This window comes from Vibrio aestuarianus (genome assembly GCF_012395185.1).
GTDB classification, from domain to species: Bacteria; Pseudomonadota; Gammaproteobacteria; order Enterobacterales; family Vibrionaceae; genus Vibrio; species Vibrio aestuarianus.
The window spans coordinates 47,601-71,785 of the sequence record NZ_JAAZTU010000009.1 but is presented as its reverse complement, the minus strand read 5'-3'; the positions used below and the strand labels follow the sequence as shown (position 1 = coordinate 71,785).

The 24,185-nt window shown below is 44.3% G+C and carries 26 protein-coding genes and 1 pseudogene; 5 read left to right on the top strand and 22 right to left on the bottom strand.

The features are described from left to right. Positions 1-27: 27 nt before the first annotated feature. Both HGG78_RS06180 and HGG78_RS06175 read right to left on the bottom strand, forming a co-directional pair. Complete coding sequence (locus tag HGG78_RS06180) at positions 28-729, bottom strand: LrgB family protein (RefSeq protein ID WP_172532335.1); 702 nt, start codon at positions 727-729, stop codon at positions 28-30. Positions 730-732: 3 nt separating this feature from the next. Continuing rightward, positions 733-1,155 carry a CidA/LrgA family protein gene (locus HGG78_RS06175; RefSeq protein WP_172532334.1) on the bottom strand — a complete coding sequence of 141 codons (423 nt, stop codon included), beginning with the start codon at positions 1,153-1,155 and terminating at the stop codon, positions 733-735. A gap of 124 nt (positions 1,156-1,279) precedes the next feature. On the opposite strand from HGG78_RS06175, the gene HGG78_RS06170 reads away from it, so the two are divergent. Next, positions 1,280-2,164, top strand: a complete 885-nt coding sequence (locus tag HGG78_RS06170) for a LysR family transcriptional regulator (RefSeq protein WP_172532333.1) — start codon at positions 1,280-1,282, stop codon at positions 2,162-2,164. A gap of 20 nt (positions 2,165-2,184) precedes the next feature. Here the strand turns inward: HGG78_RS06170 and HGG78_RS06165 are convergent, their stop codons facing one another. After that, a complete protein-coding gene (locus tag HGG78_RS06165; protein ID WP_172532332.1) occupies positions 2,185-2,700 on the bottom strand; it encodes a DUF4442 domain-containing protein in 516 nt (171 codons plus the stop codon). Positions 2,701-3,074: 374 nt separating this feature from the next. Here HGG78_RS06165 and fcrX point away from each other — a divergent pair, with 374 nt between their 5' ends. After that, positions 3,075-3,524, top strand: a complete 450-nt coding sequence (fcrX, locus tag HGG78_RS06160) for a ferric iron uptake transcriptional regulator FcrX (protein ID WP_172532331.1) — start codon at positions 3,075-3,077, stop codon at positions 3,522-3,524. Positions 3,525-3,587: 63 nt separating this feature from the next. On the opposite strand, the gene HGG78_RS06155 is transcribed toward fcrX, so the two are convergent. The 3 genes from HGG78_RS06155 to fabB form a co-directional block, all read right to left on the bottom strand. Continuing rightward, on the bottom strand, positions 3,588-4,601 hold the full coding sequence (locus tag HGG78_RS06155; protein ID WP_172532330.1) for an aspartate-semialdehyde dehydrogenase: 1,014 nt from the start codon (positions 4,599-4,601) through the stop codon (positions 3,588-3,590). After that, a complete protein-coding gene (locus HGG78_RS06150; RefSeq protein ID WP_172532329.1) occupies positions 4,585-5,730 on the bottom strand; it encodes a 4-phosphoerythronate dehydrogenase in 1,146 nt (381 codons plus the stop codon). Before HGG78_RS06150 ends, HGG78_RS06155 begins: the two co-directional genes overlap by 17 nt. 240 nt (positions 5,731-5,970) lie before the next feature. Next, positions 5,971-7,182, bottom strand: coding sequence for a beta-ketoacyl-ACP synthase I (gene fabB, locus HGG78_RS06145; RefSeq protein ID WP_053311839.1), 1,212 nt, complete (start codon positions 7,180-7,182; stop codon positions 5,971-5,973). Positions 7,183-7,309: 127 nt separating this feature from the next. Between fabB and mnmC the strand changes: the two genes are divergently transcribed. Then, complete coding sequence (gene mnmC, locus HGG78_RS06140; RefSeq protein WP_172532328.1) at positions 7,310-9,325, top strand: bifunctional tRNA (5-methylaminomethyl-2-thiouridine)(34)-methyltransferase MnmC2/FAD-dependent 5-carboxymethylaminomethyl-2-thiouridine(34) oxidoreductase MnmC1; 2,016 nt, start codon at positions 7,310-7,312, stop codon at positions 9,323-9,325. 46 nt (positions 9,326-9,371) lie between these two features. On the opposite strand, the gene HGG78_RS06135 is transcribed toward mnmC, so the two are convergent. Both HGG78_RS06135 and HGG78_RS06130 read right to left on the bottom strand, forming a co-directional pair. Continuing rightward, on the bottom strand, positions 9,372-9,635 hold the full coding sequence (locus HGG78_RS06135; protein WP_053311841.1) for a YfcL family protein: 264 nt from the start codon (positions 9,633-9,635) through the stop codon (positions 9,372-9,374). A 43-nt stretch (positions 9,636-9,678) separates the two neighbouring features. After that, a complete protein-coding gene (locus HGG78_RS06130) occupies positions 9,679-10,209 on the bottom strand; it encodes an elongation factor P hydroxylase (RefSeq protein WP_172532327.1) in 531 nt (176 codons plus the stop codon). Between the two features lie 245 nt (positions 10,210-10,454). Between HGG78_RS06130 and HGG78_RS06125 the strand changes: the two genes are divergently transcribed. Further along, the gene (locus HGG78_RS06125; RefSeq protein ID WP_053311843.1) at positions 10,455-11,078 is read left to right on the top strand and encodes a trimeric intracellular cation channel family protein; all 624 of its coding nucleotides are present in this window, start codon (positions 10,455-10,457) and stop codon (positions 11,076-11,078) included. Positions 11,079-11,135: 57 nt separating this feature from the next. Here HGG78_RS06125 and aroC read toward each other — a convergent pair whose 3' ends face one another. Both aroC and prmB read right to left on the bottom strand, forming a co-directional pair. After that, positions 11,136-12,221, bottom strand: a complete 1,086-nt coding sequence (aroC, locus tag HGG78_RS06120) for a chorismate synthase (protein ID WP_172532368.1) — start codon at positions 12,219-12,221, stop codon at positions 11,136-11,138. Between the two features lie 195 nt (positions 12,222-12,416). Further along, complete coding sequence (gene prmB / locus HGG78_RS06115) at positions 12,417-13,349, bottom strand: 50S ribosomal protein L3 N(5)-glutamine methyltransferase (RefSeq protein WP_053311845.1); 933 nt, start codon at positions 13,347-13,349, stop codon at positions 12,417-12,419. Positions 13,350-13,412: 63 nt separating this feature from the next. On the opposite strand from prmB, the gene smrB reads away from it, so the two are divergent. Then, complete coding sequence (gene smrB, locus HGG78_RS06110; protein WP_172532326.1) at positions 13,413-13,943, top strand: endonuclease SmrB; 531 nt, start codon at positions 13,413-13,415, stop codon at positions 13,941-13,943. Positions 13,944-14,043: 100 nt separating this feature from the next. Here the strand turns inward: smrB and flhB are convergent, their stop codons facing one another. The 12 genes and pseudogenes from flhB to fliH form a co-directional block, all read right to left on the bottom strand. Next, positions 14,044-15,174, bottom strand: a complete 1,131-nt coding sequence (gene flhB, locus HGG78_RS06105; protein WP_053311847.1) for a flagellar biosynthesis protein FlhB — start codon at positions 15,172-15,174, stop codon at positions 14,044-14,046. A 9-nt stretch (positions 15,175-15,183) separates the two neighbouring features. Beyond that, a pseudogene (gene fliR, locus HGG78_RS06100) lies at positions 15,184-15,965 on the bottom strand (flagellar biosynthetic protein FliR). An 8-nt stretch (positions 15,966-15,973) separates the two neighbouring features. Next, entirely contained in the window at positions 15,974-16,243 is a 270-nt protein-coding gene (fliQ, locus tag HGG78_RS06095; protein ID WP_053311849.1) for a flagellar biosynthesis protein FliQ, read from the bottom strand. Positions 16,244-16,254: 11 nt separating this feature from the next. Next, positions 16,255-17,103: a flagellar type III secretion system pore protein FliP gene (gene fliP / locus HGG78_RS06090; protein WP_171375476.1), complete on the bottom strand. Its 849-nt coding sequence runs from the start codon at positions 17,101-17,103 to the stop codon at positions 16,255-16,257. A 34-nt stretch (positions 17,104-17,137) separates the two neighbouring features. Then, entirely contained in the window at positions 17,138-17,518 is a 381-nt protein-coding gene (gene fliO, locus HGG78_RS06085; RefSeq protein WP_053311851.1) for a flagellar biosynthetic protein FliO, read from the bottom strand. A gap of 33 nt (positions 17,519-17,551) precedes the next feature. Further along, positions 17,552-17,962, bottom strand: coding sequence for a flagellar motor switch protein FliN (gene fliN / locus HGG78_RS06080; RefSeq protein WP_053311852.1), 411 nt, complete (start codon positions 17,960-17,962; stop codon positions 17,552-17,554). 14 nt (positions 17,963-17,976) lie between these two features. Continuing rightward, a complete protein-coding gene (gene fliM / locus HGG78_RS06075; protein WP_168780575.1) occupies positions 17,977-19,035 on the bottom strand; it encodes a flagellar motor switch protein FliM in 1,059 nt (352 codons plus the stop codon). A gap of 7 nt (positions 19,036-19,042) precedes the next feature. Beyond that, positions 19,043-19,540, bottom strand: a complete 498-nt coding sequence (gene fliL / locus HGG78_RS06070; RefSeq protein WP_172532325.1) for a flagellar basal body-associated protein FliL — start codon at positions 19,538-19,540, stop codon at positions 19,043-19,045. Positions 19,541-19,572: 32 nt separating this feature from the next. After that, a complete protein-coding gene (locus HGG78_RS06065) occupies positions 19,573-21,468 on the bottom strand; it encodes a flagellar hook-length control protein FliK (protein WP_172532324.1) in 1,896 nt (631 codons plus the stop codon). A gap of 130 nt (positions 21,469-21,598) precedes the next feature. Continuing rightward, positions 21,599-22,051: a flagellar export protein FliJ gene (gene fliJ / locus HGG78_RS06060; protein WP_053311855.1), complete on the bottom strand. Its 453-nt coding sequence runs from the start codon at positions 22,049-22,051 to the stop codon at positions 21,599-21,601. A 6-nt stretch (positions 22,052-22,057) separates the two neighbouring features. After that, the gene (gene fliI, locus HGG78_RS06055) at positions 22,058-23,380 is read right to left on the bottom strand and encodes a flagellar protein export ATPase FliI (protein ID WP_053311856.1); all 1,323 of its coding nucleotides are present in this window, start codon (positions 23,378-23,380) and stop codon (positions 22,058-22,060) included. Next, entirely contained in the window at positions 23,380-24,183 is an 804-nt protein-coding gene (fliH, locus tag HGG78_RS06050) for a flagellar assembly protein FliH (protein ID WP_053311857.1), read from the bottom strand. The genes fliI and fliH overlap by 1 nt, the downstream gene beginning before the upstream one ends. Positions 24,184-24,185: the final 2 nt, after the last annotated feature.

Sequence of the window (24,185 nt, the reverse complement as noted above, 5' to 3'; positions counted from 1 at the left end):
GTCTTTTTATATCAACCGATATAATACTTACCAAAGTAGATGGCCGATGAAAGGTGCTAACAATACCGTTACCATACCTGCTAGCATCATCACCACGCTTGACACAACCCCTTCAGAATTGCCAATTTGATAAGCCTTAGCCGTACCGGCACCGTGAGCCGATGCACCGAGACTGGCTCCCCTTCCTAACCGCGAGCGGATAGACAATGTTGTCAAAACCACTTCACCAATCGCCATGCCGATAACCCCAGTTAATACAACAAATAGCGCCGTAAGGTCACTTTGACCACCGATCGATTTGGTCGCTTCAACAGCAAATGGAGTGGTAATCGAGCGCATGGCTAAACTACGTTGTAATATCTCAGGGAGATCAAGCCAACGAGCCATCAGAACTGAACTACCAACAGCAGTAACGACTGATACTAGCACCCCTACCGATAAGGACAACCAATGCCGTCTAATCAACACCCGGTTATCATAAACCGGTATCGCAAAGGCAACCGTTGACGGACCTAACATCCACAATAACCAATGAGACTCTTCCATATAAGCAGGGTATGGAATGTGAAAACCCATCACAACGGCTACCAACAATAGTGGAGCAAGTAACAACGGCATTAAGAAAATTGAACGTTTACGCTGATAAAGAAACTTACTAAAGTAATAAAATGCTAGTGTTAATACTAAACAAAGCAGTCCAAGCTGTGATGAAGTGAAAATAGTGGCCATGAATTAAGACCCCACTCTAGCAAGACGATTTCTTTGATTGCTTTTACGACGAGCCAACTTTAATTCTATTCGATATACTTTGTCGACAACCCACGCCGTAACGGCAATCACGACCATAGTACTTGCTATTAATACCGCCAGAATTCTCAGCCCATCTTGCTGCACAATGTCCTGGTAATTAACCACAGCAACCACCGCAGGTACAAAGAATAATAGCATTTCCGCCAGTAGCCATGTTGCGCCTTTACGTAACCAGTCAACACGAACTACGCGTAGCACAATCAGAGCAAGCAGCAAGAGCATTCCAGTCAAATTTGCCGGTAAAGGTAGGTGAAAAGTCGTAACCAGATACTGAGCTGCAAACCAAATTAATGACAGTATAACGATTTGCAACAGAGTTAAAGCGACAGTGCTTACTTTTTTCATGATGGTTTTGCTGTAATTTTGTGAATTGAGTCACACTATAATCTATTGCAAAACCATCACAAAATGAATTTTTATTATCAAATTTATGCCAAAATGGAATGAAATTGAGAGGTATGGAGTGAGTATGAATATAAAAGCATTGCGTTACTTCGTCGAATTAATTAATCAGCAGAGCTTTACTCGTGCATCCGAAAAACTTTTCGTTACACAACCGACCATCAGTAAAATGATTCGCAGCCTTGAGCAAGAGATAAATCAACCGCTAATACAACGTGAAGGAAGACGTTTCTGGTTAACGGATGCGGGAGAAGTTGTCTACCAAAGAGGGCTAGATATTCTTGCACAAATGGCGCAGTTAGAAGCTGAATTAATCGACTTAAACACGCTTGAACGTGGGCATTTACGTCTTGGTATCCCACCGATGGTTGGTCACTTATACGCGGGACTTATTCGTCAATATCGCCAAGCCCACCCAAACGTAGAACTGACCATAGTCGAATATGGCGGGAGAAAAATAGAACAGGCCGTGCTCAATGGAGAAATTGATGTGGCAATAACCATGCTCACACCACACACTAGCGACAGCCTGATCTCTTTGTCTTTAGACTGCTATTTAATTTATGCCGTATTACCAGATACCGAGCCTTGGCGTAGTGGTAAAAATATCACTTGGTCTGAGCTACAACATGAGCCATTTTATCTTTATACACAGGAGTTTACCCTGAGTGACTATATTGGCTCACTTTGTAAACAACATGGCTTTACTCCACAAGTTGCTGCACGTAGTAGTCAATGGGATTTTTTAGTCGCACTGGTTAAAAGTGGTGTCGGCGTTGCATTTCTTCCCGAACCACTTTGCCAGAAAATTCAAAGCCAAGGCGTTTTAGTGAAACCAATAACGCCAAATATTGATTGGCACTTAGGCGTTATTTGGCACGCTGAACGTTATGTATCTCGCACTGCCGACGCATGGATTAACCTATGTAAGCAATATCGAGCTAAGCCTTAGTCTTAGTCTTAGTCTTAGTCTTAGTCAGAGAATGTCATATCCTGCTCAGAGTCCAGCGCTGCGCGGTACTTAGGCTTTTTACGCACATACAATTTTCGCTGCACTTCCGACACAACATCTCCTTGAGCATTTTTCACGTGTATGATGAACTCAGGAAAACACTTATCTCCATTCACTGTACTGGCCAATATTGTATCAAGCTGGTCTTGGGTGATCTCAAAGTCCGCATAGAGATCTGACTGGCCAGGTTTGATAAAATTGATGCTCGCTTCTTTATCCCATACGTAGTATTTCTCACCCAAAATACCCATCAACATTAAAGAATAAACGGGATCGGTTAACGAAAAAATACTGCCACCATACTGGGTGCGATTAGCGTTTTTATTCCACCATCTTAACTTCAAGCGCATTTTAACCTGGCGAAAATCGTCACTAATTTCATCAATGCGGATCCCAGCCCCCCAAAATGGTGGCCAGCTATTTAATGCCCATTTGACTATATTTGGTTTATAAAACTTCGCTAAAGACTGATTCATTCCTTGTTCGCCTTTCCAATCTATACCCAAACTATTTGGAGTTGCAGCTAGGCGACCAGTGAGTAAATCCCCATAAGCATAGATAAACTATGTGATTGGGATAAGCAAACGTAGCCAACACCGCTGCAACTTCAAGTAGGAAAGGTATATCTACTTAACTACGAGGACGTGTTAACCTCTAAAAGTCGGCACGCCCTAATAAATGTTACACAATTGTAACTGGTCAGAGCTGTAATATCAGTGATATTGAGCGACTTTATGGAAAATACAGAGTAACCCTTTGAAGTTCGTGGTTTATTGTTAGCGGTCAGTGCCCTATAATGCTCAGAATTATGTATTCTGTTAACTGCTGCAGATCATCAACAGGAAAGTATATGTCAGATAATAACCAAGCGCTGAAGGATGCAGGCCTTAAAGTTACCCTTCCAAGGCTAAAAATTTTAGAAGTATTACAGCAGCCTGATTGCCAACATATCAGTGCTGAAGAGCTGTATAAGAAATTGATTGATCTTGGTGAAGAAATCGGTCTTGCGACGGTTTATCGAGTATTAAACCAATTTGATGATGCAGGTATTGTCACTCGCCACCACTTTGAAGGTGGGAAATCCGTATTTGAGCTTTCAACACAACATCACCATGACCACCTAGTCTGTCTTGACTGCGGTGAAGTGATTGAGTTCTCTGATGACGTTATTGAATTGCGTCAAAAAGAAATCGCAGCAAAGTATAACGTTAAACTCACCAACCACAGCCTTTACCTTTATGGGAAATGTGCGGATGGTAACTGCAAACAAAACCCTGGCGCGCACAAGCCAAATAAATAGCAAAAAAACCACCGAAATCTCGGTGGTTTTTTTATTCATTCGCAACTAATACCACATATGGTATTAGAAGTAGTCACGAATCAGTACTTCTGCAATTTGCACTGCGTTCGTTGCTGCACCTTTACGAACGTTGTCAGCAACTACCCACATATTAATCCCACTGTGGTGGCTGATATCATTACGGATACGTCCAACCAATACGTCATCTTTACCGCCAGCGTCACGAACTTGAGTTGGGAAATCTGTACCTTGGAAAACCGTAATTCCGGCCGTTTGTTCAAGCAATTCAACTACCTGCTCAGCATCGATAGGGGCACGGGTTTCGATATGTAATGATTCAGCATGACCATAAAATACCGGCACACGAACACAAGTCGGGTTAACCATGATAGTTGAGTCATTAAAGATTTTTTGTGTTTCCCACACCATCTTCATTTCTTCTTTGGTGTATCCGTTATCCATAAACTGATCAATTTGTGGAATACAGTTAAAAGCAATTTGCTGGCTGAACGCTTCAGCTTCTGCAGGCATACCGTTGAGAAGTCTTGCTGTTTGACCAGCTAGCTCATCAATACCTGACTTTCCTGCACCAGAAACTGATTGGTAAGTCGAAACATTAATACGCTCAATGCCCACCGCATCATGGATCGGTTTAAGCGCGACCAACATTTGGATAGTCGAACAGTTTGGGTTAGCAATGATGTTACGATTACGAAAATCAGCAATCGCCTCTGGGTTAACTTCAGGCACAACCAATGGAATGTCGTATTCATAACGGAAGTGAGAGGTATTGTCGATCACCACTACGCCTTCTTCAGCCGCGATAGGAGCCCATTTCGCGGAAAGTTCACCACCGGCTGAAAACAGCGCGATGTGAGCTAATGACCAATCGAAATCTTCTACATTTTGCACTTGTACCGTTTTGCCGTTAAAGCGATAGGCTTTACCTTCACTGCGTTCACTGGCAAGCAAATACAGCTCGCCGACTGGGAAATTACGCTCATTTAATACTTCTAGCATGGTTTCGCCAACAGCGCCGGTTGCGCCAAAGATGGCGATATTAAATTCTTGGCTCATTTGTTACCTCTGTTTTAAAACCTAATTTGGCTAATGGAGCGAGGTTACATGACTCACTCCCTTTAATGGTTATCGCGCTGTACTCTCTTCTATCCCAATACACTTTACGCATATGATCAAAAGCGCCTGGGGTACTAATTTCGCGACGAAATACAGCATCATCTTTACGCACATCATAAATTAATTGTGTCAGGCTATGCAGGGTGGCTTCATCCCACTCACGTTCTAAATACAACTCAGGAATAGGGGCTGCCGGTAATAAACTGCTTGCATTGGCACAATGTTCATTGTCGAGGTATTCGCAAAAACTATTAAAAATCATCGTAGTTCCGCGCGCTTTGCCCTCTAAGCCGTAGCCAGCCACATGTGGCGTAGCAAAAGCGAGTAACGGCAGCAACTCCATGTCAACTTGAGGCTCAAATTCAAAAACATCTAACGCTGCAGTAAAGCCGTCTTTTTCCAATAACCTTTCTTTTAGTGCTTGATTATCAACAACCGGCCCCCGTGCGGCATTAATCAAAATTTGATCACTTCGCAGTGCCGTTAAACGTTGTGCATTGATTAGATGATGGGTTGGCCATTCACCTTCTGTCGTGATTGGCGTATGAAGGGTTATAACATCCGCCTGCTCTAATAACACATCAAGATGAGTAAATTGACGGCTATCACCTTGTGCTTGCTTAGGTGGATCATTGATCAATACTTTGATACCAATGCCAGTTAAACAATCAGCGAGGTAACTACCCACTTGGCCCGCGCCAATAATACCGACGGTTTTATCTAAAGCAGAAAAACCGTGTTGCTGCGCTAACACCATCAAAACACTGAATACATATTCTGCGACCCCGACCTTATTACAACCCGGGGCGGCGGTAAAAAAGATGCCTTTTTCAGCCAATAGTGGCTGATCAACGTGATCCATACCAGCCGTAGCTGTTCCGACAAACTTAAGTTTGTTTGCCTTAGTGAGTAGTGCATGGTTCACTTTCGTCACAGAACGAATCATTAACGCATCAACATCAATCAGATCATCAGCCGTTAAGGTTCTACCCGGTTTCAACACCACCTCACCAAGCTGGCTAAACAGCGCTTCAGCGTAAGGCATGTTTTCATCAATAAGGATTTTCATAGCGGAGTTCACATTATTGGAAATTGAAGGGATTGTGCAGAAAAGCGCACTAGCTGTCGAGAAGAAATCCCGCTTTCAATAAAAATGCCCGGCTCCTATTGGAAACCGGGCAAACATCCAGAACAAAAGGATCTTGTCCCGCTCTCCAGGGGACAAAGTCTGCGTCTGTGGATCAGCTAGGCTGATCCGCTCTGGAAACCTGAAACCTATCACACGTAAGGTACTGAATACCTGATGTGATTAGGCTTGGTATTTTTTGATGACTAATGTTGCGTTAGTACCACCAAAACCAAAGCTATTCGACATTACAGTAGTCAATTCCTGCTCGCGACCTTCAGTAACAATATCAAGACCTTCTGCCGCTGCATCTAGATTATCAATATTGATGCTCGGTGCGATAAAGCCATGGTGAAGCATTAAAGTGGAATAGATAGCTTCGTGTACGCCCGCCGCGCCTAATGCGTGACCTGTCATCGCTTTAGTTGCAGAAATTGCAGGGCTGTTACCACCAAAGACTTCTTGGATTGCACCTAGCTCTTTCACATCACCAACCGGGGTTGAAGTACCGTGAGTATTCACATAATCAACACTTTCTACGCTTTGCATTGCCATCTTCATACAACGTACTGCGCCTTCACCTGATGGAGCAACCATGTCGTAGCCATCGGATGTCGCACCGTAACCAACAATTTCACCGTAGATTTTTGCGCCGCGAGCCAAAGCATGCTCAAGTTCTTCGACAACAACCATACCGCCGCCACCTGAAATGACGAAACCATCACGATCAGCATCGTAAGTACGTGATGCTTTCTCTGGTGTTTCATTGTATTTAGTAGAGAGTGCACCCATGGCATCAAACATCATGGTCAGTGACCAATCTAGCTCTTCACCACCACCAGCAAATACAACATCTTGCTTACCTAGTTGGATAAGCTCCATCGCATGACCAATACAGTGTGCAGAAGTCGCACACGCTGAGCTCATGGTGTAGTTTACGCCACGGATTTTAAACGGCGTTGCAAGACATGCAGACACAGTTGAAGACATAGTACGTGGAACCATATAAGGGCCAACACGCTTCACGCCTTTTGTGCGTAATGTATCAACAGCAATCACTTGGTTATAAGACGAAGCGCCGCCTGAACCAGCGACAATGCCAGTACGATCGTTAGAGACTTGCTCTGGTGCTAGGCCAGAATCAGCAATCGCTTGTTCCATCGATAGGTATGCAAACGCTGCCGCATCACCCATAAAGCGCATTTGTTTGCGATCGATATGGTCGGCAGGGTTCATTTTTAGGTTACCCCAAACTTGAGAGCGCAAACCGTTCTCTTTGAACTGCTCAGAAGCTGTGATACCCGACTTTCCTGCTTTTAAAGACGCTAAAACTTCTTCGACGTTGTTACCGATACTTGAAACAATACCCATACCGGTGATTACGACTCGTTTCATGTGACATTCCTATAATTCAAAATTCCGCTAGATGATAACTAAGAAGGATAACAAAAGTGGTCAGCTTTCCCAGAAATTCGTACAATCTAACCCTATATATCGCCTGATTTCACAGAATTCAAACATTATGACTACCATTACCAACGCAGAACTCGGTTGGAATGAAGCTGGTACGCCTGTTTCTGACCAATTTGATGATGTCTATTTCTCTAACGTAAATGGTCTCGAAGAGACACGTTACGTGTTTCTTAAACAGAATCATCTCCCTCAAAGATGGCATACCTATGACCAAAAACGTTTTGTGATAGCAGAAACTGGTTTTGGTACAGGCTTAAACTTTCTTGCTGTTTGGCAATGGTTTGATGCATTTAAACAGCAAAACCCAGACGCCACTTTGCAAACACTGCATTTTATCAGTTTCGAAAAGTATCCGCTCAACCAACAAGACTTAATAAAAGCCCACCAAGCTTGGCCAGAATTAGCTGAATATGCAAGAAAACTTCATGCACACTATCCGATTGCAGTCCCTGAATGTCATCGTATTGTTTTGGATGATGGTGCGGTCACCCTTGATCTTTGGTTTGGTGATATCAAAGATTGCATGCCCCAAGTTCCGACCCCTGAACATGGCTTAATTGACGCTTGGTTTTTAGATGGTTTTGCACCGAGCAAAAACCCAGAAATGTGGAATCAAACCCTATTTGATGGCATGGCTAAGCTCGCCAAGCAAGATTGCACTTGTGCTACCTTTACCGCAGCAGGCTTTGTACGCCGAGGGCTAATTGATGCCGGTTTTGCCATGCAAAAAGTCAAAGGTTTTGGTACTAAACGAGAGATGATCGCCGGCAAACTGGACAGTAAGCAGCCTTATAGCAACATCAAACCTTGGTTTGCAACCACGTCATCAAACCATGTAACCGACGTAGCGATCATTGGTGGCGGAATTGCCAGTGCCACCTTAGCAAAAACGCTCACTCGCCGCGGTATTAATGTCAGCTTGTATTGTGCAGACGAAAAGCCTGCTCAAGGAGCATCAGGAAATCGTCAAGGGGCAATATACCCACTGCTTAATGGCAACCACTCTGGAGTTTCTCGTGTCTTTGCTCCGGCTTTTTTATTCGCTCGACAATTTGTTGAGCAGATGGCTACACAAACCGCATTTGATCACGACTGGTGCGGTGTCACTCAGCTCATGTGGGATGAAAAATCAACCAAAAAGCAAAACGCCATGCTTGATGGGAGCTTTAACTCACAACTGATGCACCACTGTAATCCACAACAAACTGAACTCAATATCGGACTGCCTAATACAATGGAAAGTATTTACTACCCATTAGGTGGATGGCTATGCCCTGCTCAGCTTACTCAAGGGCTAATTGAGACTTTAGAAAAAAACGATTCCTTTAACGCCTACTTTAATCACCGAGTGGAAAAATTACGTTGGGATGAAACACAGCAACAGTGGATATTAAGTATCAATGGCATAGAAAAGCATCATCAATCCATCATTATTGCTAATGGTCATCAATTCGACCAGTTCGACCAAACTCGTTATGTACCATTAGGCAAAGTGAAAGGACAAGTCAGCCATATTCCTACCACGGATAACTTGCAAAAACTCAGCAGCGTATTGTGCTATGACGGCTATATGACACCACACAACCCGCTTAATCAACAGCATTGTATCGGGGCGAGCTATGACCGAAGCCAAATTAATCAAATGTTTGACCCAATCGCGCAACAAGAAAATGGTCAGCGTTTAATAAATTGCATTGCAAACCAAAACTGGCCGAAGGATGTCGATACATCAGGCAATCAAGCTCGCCAAGGGGTTCGTTGTGTCAGCCGAGATCATCTTCCCTTTGTCGGCGCGGTGGGAGACTTTGAACAAATTAAAACTAATTATCAACAGCTGCATAATCAAAGCAAGCAAGATGTCGAGCCTGTCGCTCAATACCCTAATTTGTATTGCTTGTTAGGTTTAGGTTCTCGTGGGCTGAGTTCTGCGCCGCTGATGGCTGAATTATTAGCTTCACAGATAAGTGGCGATCCTCTGCCTTTACCGGTTGACGTTCTAGAAATGCTTCACCCAAGTCGCATGTGGGTAAGAAAGCTGAGAAAAGGAAAGGCGATTACCGAATAGCCATCATACAAGACACCAGTAAAACGCCTCATAGCGCAGTGAGGCGTTACGCTTGGTTATGTAGCTCTGTCCACAGATCAAACACAATTACACGGTCAGCAGGGCTCAATTCAGAACGAGCTTGTTCTAGGCTCTGTTCTATACGTGCTTTGAAAATCGTAACATCATCGATACCTTCCTCTTCGCAAGAAGCCGCAGAAAGAGAAATATGACCACGTAAATAACCGCCAGCAAATAATTCATCATCCGATGCCGTTGCAATACGTACATCAATCATTTCTAGCAATTTTTCTTCAAATTCAATAATCATAACCTTCTCATTTCTCTCTATTTTTATCTTGTTATTTGGCGAGTTATTTGACGATAAAAAGTTCTGAAGTTAACTCTGGCGTACCATAAAAAGCACGCAATGCATCAGACAACATTTTTACTCGCGGTGGTAAGCCGAGCGGCAAAATCGACATCACTTCTTGGTGTACTTTAGTCATAAACACGATGCGATCAGGCTCAAAATCGCCGTGTAGGTTGTCACAACTGACACTAAAAGGAAAGCCTGCACTCACAGACAAAATCCATTCATACGCTTGTGGACGAATTTCCACTTTTTCAAACTCAGCTTGAACTTGCGCGGTGCGACCATCTGGCTCATACCAATAACCGAAGTCTTCCAATAAGCGACGTTTTGGCCCGGCGACACACCAATGTGCTATCTCATGTAATGCGGACGCAAAGAAACCATGAGCAAAAATAATACGGTGGTAATCGGTATGCTCATCAGCAGGAAGATAAATAGGCTCATCACCACCTAGTTCTAAACGCGTATTAAACGGCTCAAAAAAAGTCAGGTTGAAGATAGAGATAAGGTCTGAATAGTGGTGGGTCATAGTGAATTTAAGTATCAAATAATTTTCGCTGCACATTCTCGCGTTTTTTCACTTTTAGGTAAAGCCTAACCCGCATCAATGTGCTGGTTTCGCCTTGCATGTGATTAGTTTTATTTATCGAGCAAACGGTTTCTCGTTATAAAAACTCATTCGTCAGCTGTAGCATTTCCCACTACACTTGCGCCTTCATTTTCATCCCCATATGCAATATGGGTGCTATTTACGTTTGCCGGGGTATCACACGTATGTTGCTCAGCGTTTTATATATTATTGGAATTACCGCCGAAGCGATGACCGGAGCATTGAGTGCAGGTCGCCGTAAAATGGATTGGTTTGGTGTGATGTTAGTGGCCAGCGCTACCGCGATTGGTGGGGGTACTGTAAGAGATATTTTACTCGGACATTATCCACTAGGTTGGGTTAAAAACCCCGAGTTTTTAGCCATTACTTGTTTAGCGGGTGTCTTAACGACCGGGCTTGCAAAATGGGTCATCAAGCTAAAAGGCCTATTTATTCGCTTAGATGCATTAGGGTTGATTGTGTTTAGTATTATCGGCACCAAAGTGGCAATGAGCATGGGTCATCATGCGATGATTTGTATGGTAGCGGCGTTAGTAACCGGTGTGTTTGGCGGGTTACTGCGTGACCTTATCTGTCGTCAAACACCGCTAGTTCTGCATGAAGAGTTGTATGCATCTGTATCGCTTGTCGCATCTGGACTGTATTTGACGTTACTGGAATTTGGCGTGAATGATGTGACCAGTACCATCATTACCCTAGTGGTTGGTTATGTACTGCGTATGGCCGCGGTTCGTTTTAAGTGGCGCTTACCCTCTTTCCAGCTCGATACAGAAAGCCAAATCCATTAATTTTAGATAAACAAATGCCCTCATATTGAGGGCATTTGTGCATTTTAACCGGGCATTTTAGATTTTAGGTGTTTCGGTTTGCACACCAAAGTTTTGACCGCGATGACGCAGTAAATGATCCATTAAAACGATGGCAAGCATTGCTTCAGCAATCGGCACTGCTCGGATCCCAACACACGGATCATGGCGGCCTTTGGTAATCAGTTGCGTCGACTCTCCAGCGCGGGTAATAGTATCGCCCGGCACGGTAATGCTTGAGGTTGGTTTGAGTGCAATATTAGCCACAATCTCTTGACCAGTCGAAATACCGCCCAAAATACCACCAGCGTGGTTACTCGCAAAACCTTGCGGAGTCAGAGGGTCACGATGTTGGCTGCCTTTTTGCTGCACAACGTCAAAACCATCACCAATTTCTACCCCTTTCACCGCATTAATACTCATTAATGCATGAGCAATATCTGCATCTAGGCGATCAAATACTGGCTCACCAAGACCAACAGGCACATTCGTTGCAACAACTTGCAGCTTAGCACCAATAGAATCCCCTTCCTTTTTCAAGTCACGGATAAGTTGGTCAAAGGCATCGACTTTGTCGACATCAGGACAGAAAAAAGCGTTATTTTCGATTTCATCCCAATCGACTTTATCAATCGATACATCACCCATCTGTGACAGATAGGCACGGACTTCAACACCGAATTGTTGTTTAAGATATTTTTTAGCAATAGCCCCTGCCGCAACACGCATGGCCGTTTCACGCGCAGAAGATCGACCACCACCACGATAATCACGGATACCATATTTCTGATGGTAGGTGTAATCGGCATGGCCTGGGCGAAATTTATCTTTAATTTCAGAGTAATCTTTTGAACGTTGGTCGGTATTTTCAATCAACAGACCAATCGATGTACCTGTGGTTTTACCCTCAAATACACCCGAGAGAATTTTGACTTCATCAGGTTCACGACGTTGCGTGGTATAACGAGATGTGCCCGGACGGCGACGATCTAGGTCTTTCTGTAAGTCAGCTTCTGTAATTTCCAACCCTGGAGGGCATCCGTCGACGATACATCCTAGTGCGATACCGTGACTTTCTCCGAATGTCATCACTCGAAAATGTTGTCCGATACTGTTTCCTGCCATTACTTCCTCAATATTGATACCTCTCATACCTAGCCTAAGGCTGGGTGAGCAGCACCGATTCATTCAATTGTTCGTGTTTTCATAGTCGCTTTATTACGAAATGATGTAAAGCCCCAAAATAAGCCAATTGCATTTTCAGTCCATAAAAAACGCCAGCATGTCAGCTGGCGTTCTATTTAAAGCATTGAGCGCTATTTAATCGATGTACAGCGAGAATTCGTCAGCACAATCGAGCAACTGCTGACGAGTCAGCATAAATACGCCATGACCACCGTTGGCAAACTCGATCCAAGTAAATGGAATATTTGGATATTGTTCCATCATATGGACCATCGAATTGCCCACTTCACAGATCAAAATACCGTCATCTGTCAGGTAATCCGGTGCATTTGCTAAAATACGACGAACTAATTTTAAACCGTCAGTACCCGCCGCCAAACCAAGTTCAGGCTCATGGGTGAATTCTTTCGGTAAGTTGCTCATATCTTCTTGGTCCACATAAGGTGGATTGGATACGATCAAGTTATATTTTTCTTTAGGTAGATCACGCAATAAATCAGAACGAATTGGGAATACTTGCTGCTCCATTCCGTGATCCTGAATATTTTGCTCAGCAACTTGCAGCGCATCGACTGAAATATCAACCGCATCCACTTCAGCTTCCGGGAAAGCATGAGCACAAGCAATCGCAATACAGCCGCTGCCCGTACACAAGTCCATAATGCGCACTGGCTCTTCGATCAGCCAAGGTTGAAATTGTGCTTCGATAAGCTCGCCAATTGGTGAACGTGGTACTAATACGCGCTCATCAACATAAAACTCTAACCCACAGAACCACGCTTTATTGGTTAAGTAAGCAGTTGGTGTACGTTCATTAATACGCTTGATTACACGTTCAACGATGCGCAGACGTTCACTGCTGGTTAAGCGAGAATTCAATACGTGGGGAGGAACATCAATCGGAAGATAGAGCGTTGGCAAGATTAACTGCACCGCTTCATCCCACGCGTTATCTGTGCCATGACCATAAAATAAGTTGGCAGCGTTAAAGCGACTCACAGTCCAGCGAATCATATCTTGAAGCGTGTGAAGTTCAGAAACCGCCTCATCTACAAAAATCTTATCCAAAATTGCCTCCAAAAAGCGCTACAATACTGCCAATTTCGATCAGTTAGAAAATGACCAGACCCAATGAGCCAAAAAGACACCGAACACGATGACGATTTCGACTTGTTCCGGGATGCAGTACAGGGCGTCAAAAAGTTGCGACAGGATACCATAATCCAGCAGCCAAACAGAAACCCCAAACAAAAAGAAATCCGCCGTGTAGCGCGTGAAGCTAGCGATACAGAATTTTATTTCTCTGATGAGTTTATGCCTTTACTCAGTGAAGACGGACCGACACGTTATGCACGTGATGACGTCTCTAAATACGAAGTGAAGCGGTTAAGGCGTGGCGTCTATGTACCGGACGTTTTCTTAGACATGCATGGCATGACACAGCAAGAAGCAAAACGTGAACTCGGTGCTATGATTGCTTATTGTGTAAAAGAAAGTGTCCACTGTGCTTGCGTTCAGCACGGTATTGGTAAGCATATTCTAAAACAAAAAGTGCCGCTTTGGTTGGCTCAGCATCCCGACGTGATGGCATTTCATCAAGCGCCCCTAGAATTTGGTGGTGCTGGTGCGGTACTCGTTTTGCTATCCATACCGGACAAATAACACCATCACAACTGAAAATGCCACATGCTATGATGTGGCATTTTTCGCGACGGATGAATACAACGGCACGCTAATGTCTCAAATGTTTATCCAATTAAAATTAATGGCGTAAATCTGGGGGTATCGGCATATTCTGCTCTTCCAGTTTAGGCCTTTGTCCCCCGCGCTTACGGTACTGCTTAAGCTGAAAAACATAGGCCAGCACTTGAGCTACAGCAACGAACAACCCATCGGGGATCTCTTGCTCTAACTCAGTGGTGTGATACAACGCCCGAGCCAGTGGTGGCGCTGGGATGATGTAAATATCATGCTCACGTGCCACTTCGCGAATTTTCATTGCCATGTGATCAACACCCTTAGCTACTACGATAGGTGCTTTGTCTTTATCTTGTTTATAACGCAAAGCAACCGAAAAGTGCTCTGGGTTGGTGATAATAACATCGGCTTGTGGAACATCAGCCATCATGCGGCGCTGTGCTGCCTCACGTTGCAGCATTCGAATACGCCCCTTAACTTCTGGCTTACCTTCGGTATCTTTGTATTCGTCTTTAACCTCTTGCTTCGTCATTTTCAACTGATCAGCATGCTGCCAAATCTGAAATGGAATATCTATTGCCACCACCACCAGTAGTGAACAACTGATAAGCAGCACAAAGTTGAGTAAAATATCCAACGCATGGAAAATATTTTGTGGGTAAACATCCGTGCTCAATTGGAATAAATCTTCTTTGGAAGCCTCAATTAAATAAAACGCCACCCCAGAAACAAGCAAGACTTTAAGGATGGACTTAAACAGTTCAACCCAACTTTGCAAACCAAACATTCTTTTAATGCCGCTCAAGGGGTTCATTTTTGACGGCTTAGGCATTGCCGCTTCGGCCGAGAAATTAATGCCACCCACTCCAGCAGCGCCAATTAATGCAGCAATAAAAAGCGTCACTAAGATCAAAATTAAGGGCAATAACAACGAGGAGAGTGAGCCGAGCGCAATATCAAATAGTTTGCCAGTATCAAATACCTCTTCGCGGCTCAAACTAAAAATGCGCCCCATTGACGAATACAACGCTCTCGCCAGTGATTCTCCAAACCACATTAACGATATCGCCCCCATCACCAATACTGATACAGAGGCTAATTCTTTAGACCTTGCAACCTGCCCTTTCTTTCGCGCCTCGTCCAACCGTTTGGGCGTGGCGTCTTCGGTACGTTCTTGACCGTCTGACTCTGCCAAACGCGCCTCCTAACAGTTCATACGAATAAGGCGGCAAACTTGCTGCTCACCTTCTAACCAGAATAGTTCATAATGACTATACAGGCCGCCCAAAATATACCAACACAGCAATAAACCGACCAACAAGGCAAAAGCAAAACCGAGCGAGAATATATTCAGTTGAGGTGCCGCACGAGTCATCACCCCGAAGGATAAGTTGACCGTCAATAATGCAATAATACCTGACAACGACATACTCAAAGCCACTTTAAACATCGTGCCTAACCATAACGCTATTTCTCGAAAATCAACCGTAGTCAATGAACCACTACCGATCGGCAATGTTTTAAAGCTAAAGACCAATAACTGAATCATCTTCAAATGGCCATCGGTGGCCAAAAAGAACATGGTAGCCAAAAACATAAACAATTGGCCAAGCAGTGGCGTATTTTGACCATTAGCAGGTCAACCATCGAAGCGAAACCTAAGCTCGCCTGCATACCCAATATTTGACCAAGCATGACGAAGGTTTGAATGAGAAATTGTGTGACCATCCCCATCGCCACACCAATAATGATTTGTTCGAGAGTAGTAAGAAAACCTTGAAATGAAAGCAGTTGAATGTTTTCAGGAACAGCCGGAATCGCGGGCATAACCGCGAAAGTGATTGCCAACCCCAAATACAAGCGAATACGAGTTGAAACAAAACGTGCCCCAGTCACCGTCATTACCATTAACATGGCCGAAATACGGGTGTATGGCCAAAAATAATTGGCAATCCATTCTAAAATGACGCTTGTTGGATACTCCATTCAAGCTCCTAGTACAGTACCTGTGGTAGCCGTTCAATGATGGAAAAAAAGAATTCCATCAGCATTTGTGTCATCCAGTGTGCGAAAAGCATTAGGGCTAGCAACGTCACAATTAAACGTGGTAGAAAACTCAACGTTTGTTCGTTGATTGAAGTGGCCGCCTGAAAAATAGCAACCACTAAACCTATCAACAAACTTGGAATGATGATGGCGCATACCATGATAAGCACCATCCACAATGCAGATCTGAACAGTTCGACAAATATTTCAGGAGTCATACGTCCTCCCGCTACAAAGCAAAACTGCCGGCAAGGGTGGAAAGAATGAGATTCCATCCATCCACCAGCACAAACAGCATCAGTTTAAAAGGTAGAGAAACAATCATCGGCGAGAGCATCATCATACCCATTGCCATCAGCACAGATGCCACTACTAAGTCGATGATCAAAAATGGCAAAAATAGCATAAAACCAATTTGGAACGCGGTTTTCAGCTCAGAAGTGATAAAAGCGGGGATCAGCACCGCCATCGATACATCTTCAGGATTATTAGCTTGAGAGCCTGAAATTTCGACAAAGGTTTCTAAGTCTTTAACCCGTGTTTGTTTAAGCATAAAGGCTTTAATTGGCCCTTGCGCCGTATCAAACGCTTGCCGCGCTGTTATCTGCTCGTTGAGATAGGGCTGTACCGCTTGTTCGTTTATCTGATTAATCACCGGAGACATAATAAAAAAGGTTAAGAAAATGGCAATGCCGATGATCACTTGGTTAGACGGAGTTTGTTGCAAACCCATCGCTTGACGTAAAATCGACATCACAATCACGATGCGCGTAAAGGATGTCATTAAAATAACCATGGCAGGCAAAAAGCCCAGCATGGTCATCAACGCTAATATCTGTAGGTTAATCGAATAATCTTCGCCACCATTGGCGTTGGTAGTCACAGTGAATGCGGGGATTCCACCGCCACCACTAAAACCAGACGCGGTAGTTTGAGAAGCACCGCTGTCTCGGCTCATCGCGGTGACGGTCATACTCTCAGCACCAGCAGCCGTATTTGGAATTGGCGTTGCTAGTTCTTGCTGTGAAAATGCGATTGGAGCAAACAGCAACGTCATCATCAAAATAAACAGATGCATCGGATGAGAAGATAAACCTGAAAAGGTTATGCGATTATTTCTTATCATTTTTATTCAATAGCTGAGTCAGTTGACTGGCAAAAGGACTGGCCTCTAGCTCCTCCTGTTTCAGTGGAGTATCTAATTTCGCGATCAGTTGAATGGACTGTGTCGTGACACCGACTAAGAATTGTTCTTCACCAGCTTGGACAATAACGATACGCTCTTTGGTGCCAAGCGGAAGCTGGCGCACAATGCTCAGTCCTTTTTGGTTGCCAAAAGTAGGAACCCGCATGCGTTTTAGCACCCAAGCTAAAAAGAAGATTAAAGCGATAACGAACAAAAGCGACCCTAAGGTGGTCGCTAAATCTAATTGCTCACTAGCGGCGGCCATCGCTTGGCCAGAGAACAGTAATAAACTGGTAAGTTTCTTCATCAGAACACTTCTTTGTCGATGAACAGCATAGGTTTAACGCAACTTTTTAATACGCTCAGTTTGGCTGATCACATCCGTTAAACGAATACCAAATTTATCGTTCACGACCACCACTTCTCCGTGCGCAATCAAGGTACCGTTAACCATCACATCTAACGACTCACCGGCAATTCGATCAAGTTCAACAACAGAGCCTTGGTTCAATTGCAGTAAGTTACGGATACTGATTTTCGAACGCCCGACCTCCATCGAAATGGTCACGGGAATATCCATGATAGTGTCTAGTTTACGGCGCTCATCTTCAGTGATCGGTGGCGACGTATCTTTGAGTTCATCAAGGGGCGCGGCAAGAATTTCATCAACATCAATATTCGGTGCAGACGGGTCTTCACCAAGGGCTGCAGCCCATTCATCCGCCAGTTTTTGGTCGTCACTTGGTTCCATCTTCGTTACCTATTTTATAATTCTTCGTTGTCTTGTTCGCCATCATCATCTTCAAATTCAGACATGATGTCTTTACCTAAAAAGGCAAGGTCGGTTTTCACTACATCAGGACGTTTAATTTTCTCTGATACTTGGACCGCCATTTTCTCCCCAGAACGCCCCATCTTCACGCGGTAAGTAGGAAGTTCTTCCACAAACATAGTGGCATGTTTAGGCATTTTAATCGGTATGATATCACCCACTTGTAGATCCATGAGATCTCGCAATGAGATGTCTTGTTCTAACAAGTTCACTCTGAAATTAACCGGAACATCCATAATTTCTTCGCGCAAAGCTGAACTCCAGCGAACATCCGTTTCCATTTTATCGGACTGGACACCAGCATCGAGCAATTCGCGAATAGGCTCTACCATTGAATATGGCATAACCACGTGGAAATCGCCGCCTCCCCCATCAACTTCAATATGGAATGAGCTAACGACGATGACTTCTGTTGGGCTCACAATGTTCGCCATGCTTGGGTTCACTTCAGAGTCTAAGTATTCAAACTCAACACCCATTACAGGCGACCACGCTTCTTTGTAATCACCGAATACAATTTTCAACAGCAGTTGGATAACACGGCGTTCTGTTGGTGTAAATTCACGCCCTTCAATACGAGCGTGGAAACGCCCATCACCACCAAAGAAGTTCTCCACCAAGATAAACACTAAACGTGCTTCCATTGTGACCAATGCCGTTCCTTTAAGAGGACGAAAACGCACCATATTCAAGCTGGTTGGTACATAAAGAGTATTTTGGTATTCACCAAATTTCATCATCTGTACGCCGTTGATTGATACTTCGGCCGTTTTACGCAGCATGTTAAATAAACTAATACGCATGTGACGCGCAAAGCGCTCATTGATCAGCTCTAGCGTCGGCATTCGCCCACGAACGATACGGTCCTGAGAAGAGAAGTCAAAATTGATCGCACTGTTTTCTGAGGGATCTAATTCTTCTTCAACTTCATCAACCGTATCTACGCCATGCAGTAGCGCATCAATTTCGTCTTGGCTTAATAAGTCAGTCACGCTTCACCTATTGAATTACAAAATCGGTAAATAACACTTTCTCGATAACAGGTTGTCCAACCGCTTTCGTCAACGCCGATTTAATATCATCAGTTGCTTTATCTCTAAGTTCAACCCGACCAGTTGCACTGCGAAGCTGCTCAACCGTAGCGGAAGCAAACGTTGCTAACAGTGAACTCTCAACCAATGGTGAATGATAACGAGCTAGATTTTCGTTTTCTGATCCTCTGACCATCAGTTGTACTTTAATTTGAACTAAGCGGTCTCTTTTATCGCCGGTAACATTAAACACGAACGGTTGAGGGATATTAACATAGGCCACAGGATCGACCGGTAAAACCACTTGCGTCGATGCTTCTTCACTACTTGTAGCACCATCATCACTTCCCATTAAAAAGAAAGCCGCGCCACCACCGCCTAACAATAATACAACGACCGCAATAATGATAATGAGCAGCTTTTTCTTCCCTTTAGGAGCATCCGTTTGTAACTCTTCATCAGCCATAATATTCTCTATGTCGTTATTTTTAATTTAGTTTAAGCGTAATAACTGATTCCATCACGCTTTGATGCGACATTCAAATCAAGTTTGACGTCCGTATCAAGGTTTTCTTCGCCCAAATAGTTTTCATTGCGTGATAATTGACCAGGTTGGCCATCACCACTTGATGCATAGCGTGACTGCTGCTGTCCAGCATTTTGCTGTTGTACCGAAGTATCACCCAATTGCACTCCTTGCTGGGCAAGCATTTCTCGCAGTCGCGGCATAGATTGTTCTATCGCATCACGAGCTTGATGGTTAGCGACAGTGAAGTGCACCGTCGCGCCATCACCATTCATATTCATGCGAATTTGCAAACGGCCTAGCTCAGGTGGATCAAGACGAATATCAACATGCTTTAAATTTTTCGACATCATCATTTGCACACGCTCTGCCATTTGATCACTCGCCATCTCTTTATTGAGATGCAAAGGAGGTTGAGGCGCTGCTTGCTGCAAGTTCTCAGGACGATTTTGCGCTGACGTGATGCCTTGCTGGCCTGCTGCAGTCGATATTTGATGAGCAAGCGAGCTATCTTTGTGCTCTTGGGCTGTTCCACTGTCGCCAAGCCCGGCAAGCGCTTTTGCACCTAACGCCGCCTTCAGTGCAGCCTGACTTATAGGTTGCTCTGGTGTGATTGCTGTCTGCATAGGCATAGTGTTAATCATTTGCTGCACCTGCGCGTTAGTGACATCACTTCCTGCAGCCGAAAGTGTTGAGTTCGCCAATGCGGCTTTATCAGCCGCAACTGACGCTTGCATTGTTTGTGACTGCTGCTGAACTAAGGCTTGATGAACCGAATTCGCTACTGGGGTCGCCTGACTTTTGCCTTTTAATGTAGCAGCACTATCGCTACCGTCGAGTGGGATAACTTGCCCTTCTATCGCCGCTGCGCCAGCCCAAGGAATGGCTGCCGCCAGTACAGCATCACTTGCAATAACCGTTTCGCCTTGTACTTCTAAGACATTAGTAGGAGTCACTGCTGATTGAGGTTGAACCACTTGTTGAGTATCAACTGCAGAGGCGGCTATCAATGCCTGCGCACCAATAGCATGTTGCTCTGAAGCTTCATAGCTTTGCGCTTCCTCTTCTCCCCTCGCAGTCAAAGGTACCCGCTGTGATAATTCTTGTTCTATCGGCGCGAGTTCAGAGGTTGGCTGTTGAATGAATTTTTGGACTGACGCTGGAATGTCTGCTTTAGGCTCACCCTGTTGAAGCTGAAGATTATCAGCCTGGCTGAGCTGAACATCATTTATCACGCTGTTAGCATGCATATTTTCATTGAGTGGAGAGGATGGAATAACTGCCACCATTTTAGGGTCGATACTATCGGCTATTTGGATTTTAGCCCCCTCAAGTGGTTGACTTTTTTCTTGTGGCAAAGTTTTGCCGTTCGCATCAGTAAGAGCTTGATTTGCACTGTTGAGGCGACCTAAAATTTCATCACCATCACTCATCACTTGCGCTGTTTTTTGTTGTATTGCAACGTCATCAGACTCTGATGACAATTTTGATTTGGAGTGTTTATCTGCTCCGAGTGCAATTTCAGCCTCTTCACTTAGCTCTTCACCATCAAGTTTTTGAGCTAATAAAGCATCGCTACTTTTACCTGCCGCTTGTTCTACATTTGCATTCTTTGAATCTAGCGGGGCAACTTCTGTCTCGTCTTCAGTATCAATGGCAGCTTCCACCTCAACGGGTATGCTCGCTTTAACTTCAGTAGATTTAGCCTCTGCCGCTTCTTTTGCATCGGAACCCGTAATGATCGCAGTAAGCTTTTCGAAAAAGCCTTTCGATTCAGATCCTTCACTAGCAGAATCCGTACTTGCTTTGCTGACACTAGCTATTTTTGATGTATCGGATGGTGTTGTAATATTTACATTCATATCCATGATGCTCGCACTAGAAACAGAGAATGAAGTGAATCAATGAGAGGTTGATAACGAACCTCTCATTCATTTTTCACCGATAGTGGAGTAAAACAAAGCAAGAAATGCGCCAATGTGAGAATGAATGAGGCAGTTAAAATGGGTTGTTGTTAGAACGCTTACGGCTAAACAATAATGTTGAAAATTCATCCATTTGTTTCTGCTCACGCTTTTCCTGCAAACGTTGTGCTTCAGTCTGCTTTTTATCTATCAGCCACTCGTAAGAGCGTCGTTGCTTTCTCACTTCCAGCCAATGATCTTGGCAGTTCTCAACTTGTGTTTTGAAGTGCTGTTCCGCATCTCTTTGCTTGGATAATGTTTCATCTAACTGAGTAAGAAACCGATTCAAATGACCATATTCACTTGCACTAAGTCCAGACATACCGCGATCAACTAACTGCTGGCAATAATCGAGGCGATATTGCTCAATCTGCGATAGTTGTTTGTAGTAACTATCCAATTCACTGCGCGATTTACTAAGCGCCATGGCCGCTTTTTCTTCTTTGTCTTTCGCTTGTTCTAACAAAAATTCTAATGCGTTATCCATTCACTATTACCCAACCTGCAACACATGCTTAAGCATATTAACGCACATATCATAAGGCACTGAATCCTTCATACCTTGCTGTAAGTATTCATCAAGTTTGGGTTTGAGAGTGAAAGCGCTATCGATAGCAGGATCGGTCCCTGGTTTGTAAGCTCCAATCGAAACCAAGTCTTGATTTTTACGACAAATAGAGAGTATTTGACGCACTGCTTTAGACATTAGCATGTGCTCGTCAGTTGTAATCTGTGGCATAACACGGCTAACTGATTTTTCAACATCAATGGCAGGGTAATGCCCAGCATCAGCCATCTCACGCGACAAGACTATGTGACCATCGAGAATAGCACGAGAGGCATCGGCTATCGGATCTTGTAAATCATCACCTTCGGTTAAAACAGTGAAAAATGCGGTAATGGAACCTTGTGTAGGCCCACCATTACCAGCGCGCTCAACAAGCGCGGGTAGTTTCGCAAACACAGAAGGCGGATAACCTTTAGTTGCAGGTGGTTCACCTACCGATAAGGCAATTTCACGCTGCGCTTGCGCGAAACGAGTCAGGGAGTCCATTAGCAGTAAAACATCTAAACCTTGGTCACGAAAATATTCGGCAATAGCCAGGGCTGTTTGACAACCTTTAAGTCGCATTAACGGCGATGAGTCAGCAGGCGCTGCAACTACAACAGAACGTTGACGCCCATCAAGACCTAAAATCTCTTCGATAAATTCTTTAACTTCTCGACCACGCTCACCAATCAAACCGACCACGACCACTTGCGCGGTAGTGCCTCGCGTCATCATGCCCAAAGTAACCGATTTACCGACACCAGAGCCGGCAAACAGACCAATACGCTGCCCCTTACCAACCGTTAGTAAACCATTAATCGCTTTAAGTCCCACATCAAGTGGCTCTGTGATCGGCTTACGCGCTAGAGGGTTAATGGGTTCAGCATTAAATGAGGCTCGCTTTTCGGTATAGATAGGGCCAAGGCCATCAAGAGGATTACCCACGCCATCAATCACACGACCGAGTAATTCCATTCCAACAGGCAAACCCGTATCACCAGTAAGCGGCGTTACTTTAGCACCCGGTAAAACACCGGTGATCTGCTCGCTTGGCATCAAATATAGATTGTCTCCTGAAAAGCCAACCACTTCCGCTTCCATTTCACCAGACATCGTTTCAACCGTACACAAGCTACCAATCGGTGCTTTACACCCTGTGGCTTCAAGCGTTAGCCCAACGACACGCACTAATTTTCCAGACGCAATCGGCCTACAGGTTAACCCTTCAGTCTTGTATTGACTGAGACGTTCAGCAAGCGCTAACACTAGTGTTCACCTTGTTGATGACGATTGGTGCCACAGAAACTTTTCAGTACACTGCGAATGCGATCTTCCATTCGGTAGTTGACGCTCGACTCACCCGCTTCAATTTGCACATCAGCACGATTCAATGCAGGTTCACCGACCAGCGTCCAATTGCGAAAATCAAGTTCTTTCTCACCATAAGCCGAACGAATGATTTCAACGTCTTCAGGGTGCAGCTTTAAGGTAATGGCATGGCCTGAAACAGGGAGTGCTTCAACGGAAGATTTCACCGTATCAAGAATGACTTGAGGATTAGTTTGGACTTCAACATGGACGACCTCTTTAACTAACGTCAATACCATATCAACCAACTGTTTTTCGACTTGGGCGTTCATCAATTCAAGAGGTTGAGCAAATTGATTTGCTAAGCCAACAAATACTTCAACTTGTTGTTCAATAAAAGATTGCCCTTCAGCAATCCCTTCTTCCTTGCCTTGCGCTAGTCCTTCTTCATGCCCAGCCGCTAACCCTTCTTCTTTTCCTTTTTCGTAACCTTGCTTAAAACCCGCTTCCTGACCTTGATGCAGACCATCTTGATAAGCACCTCGCTTGATCTGTTCGATCTCTTCTTCGGTCAGTTGTAATGGTTCTTCTACTTCAGGTTCGTCAAAGCTAGGCATCCAACCTGGGTCATAGTTCAGCGCGGTTTCTTTGGCTTTTTTATTCGCCTCAGCACCGTAGTCTGGCAGCCCCCATTTTTTGGGTTGCTCTACATTAGCGTCTGTATCTAAACGTAAAAATCCGCGCTTTCTTTCTCCAGACATCA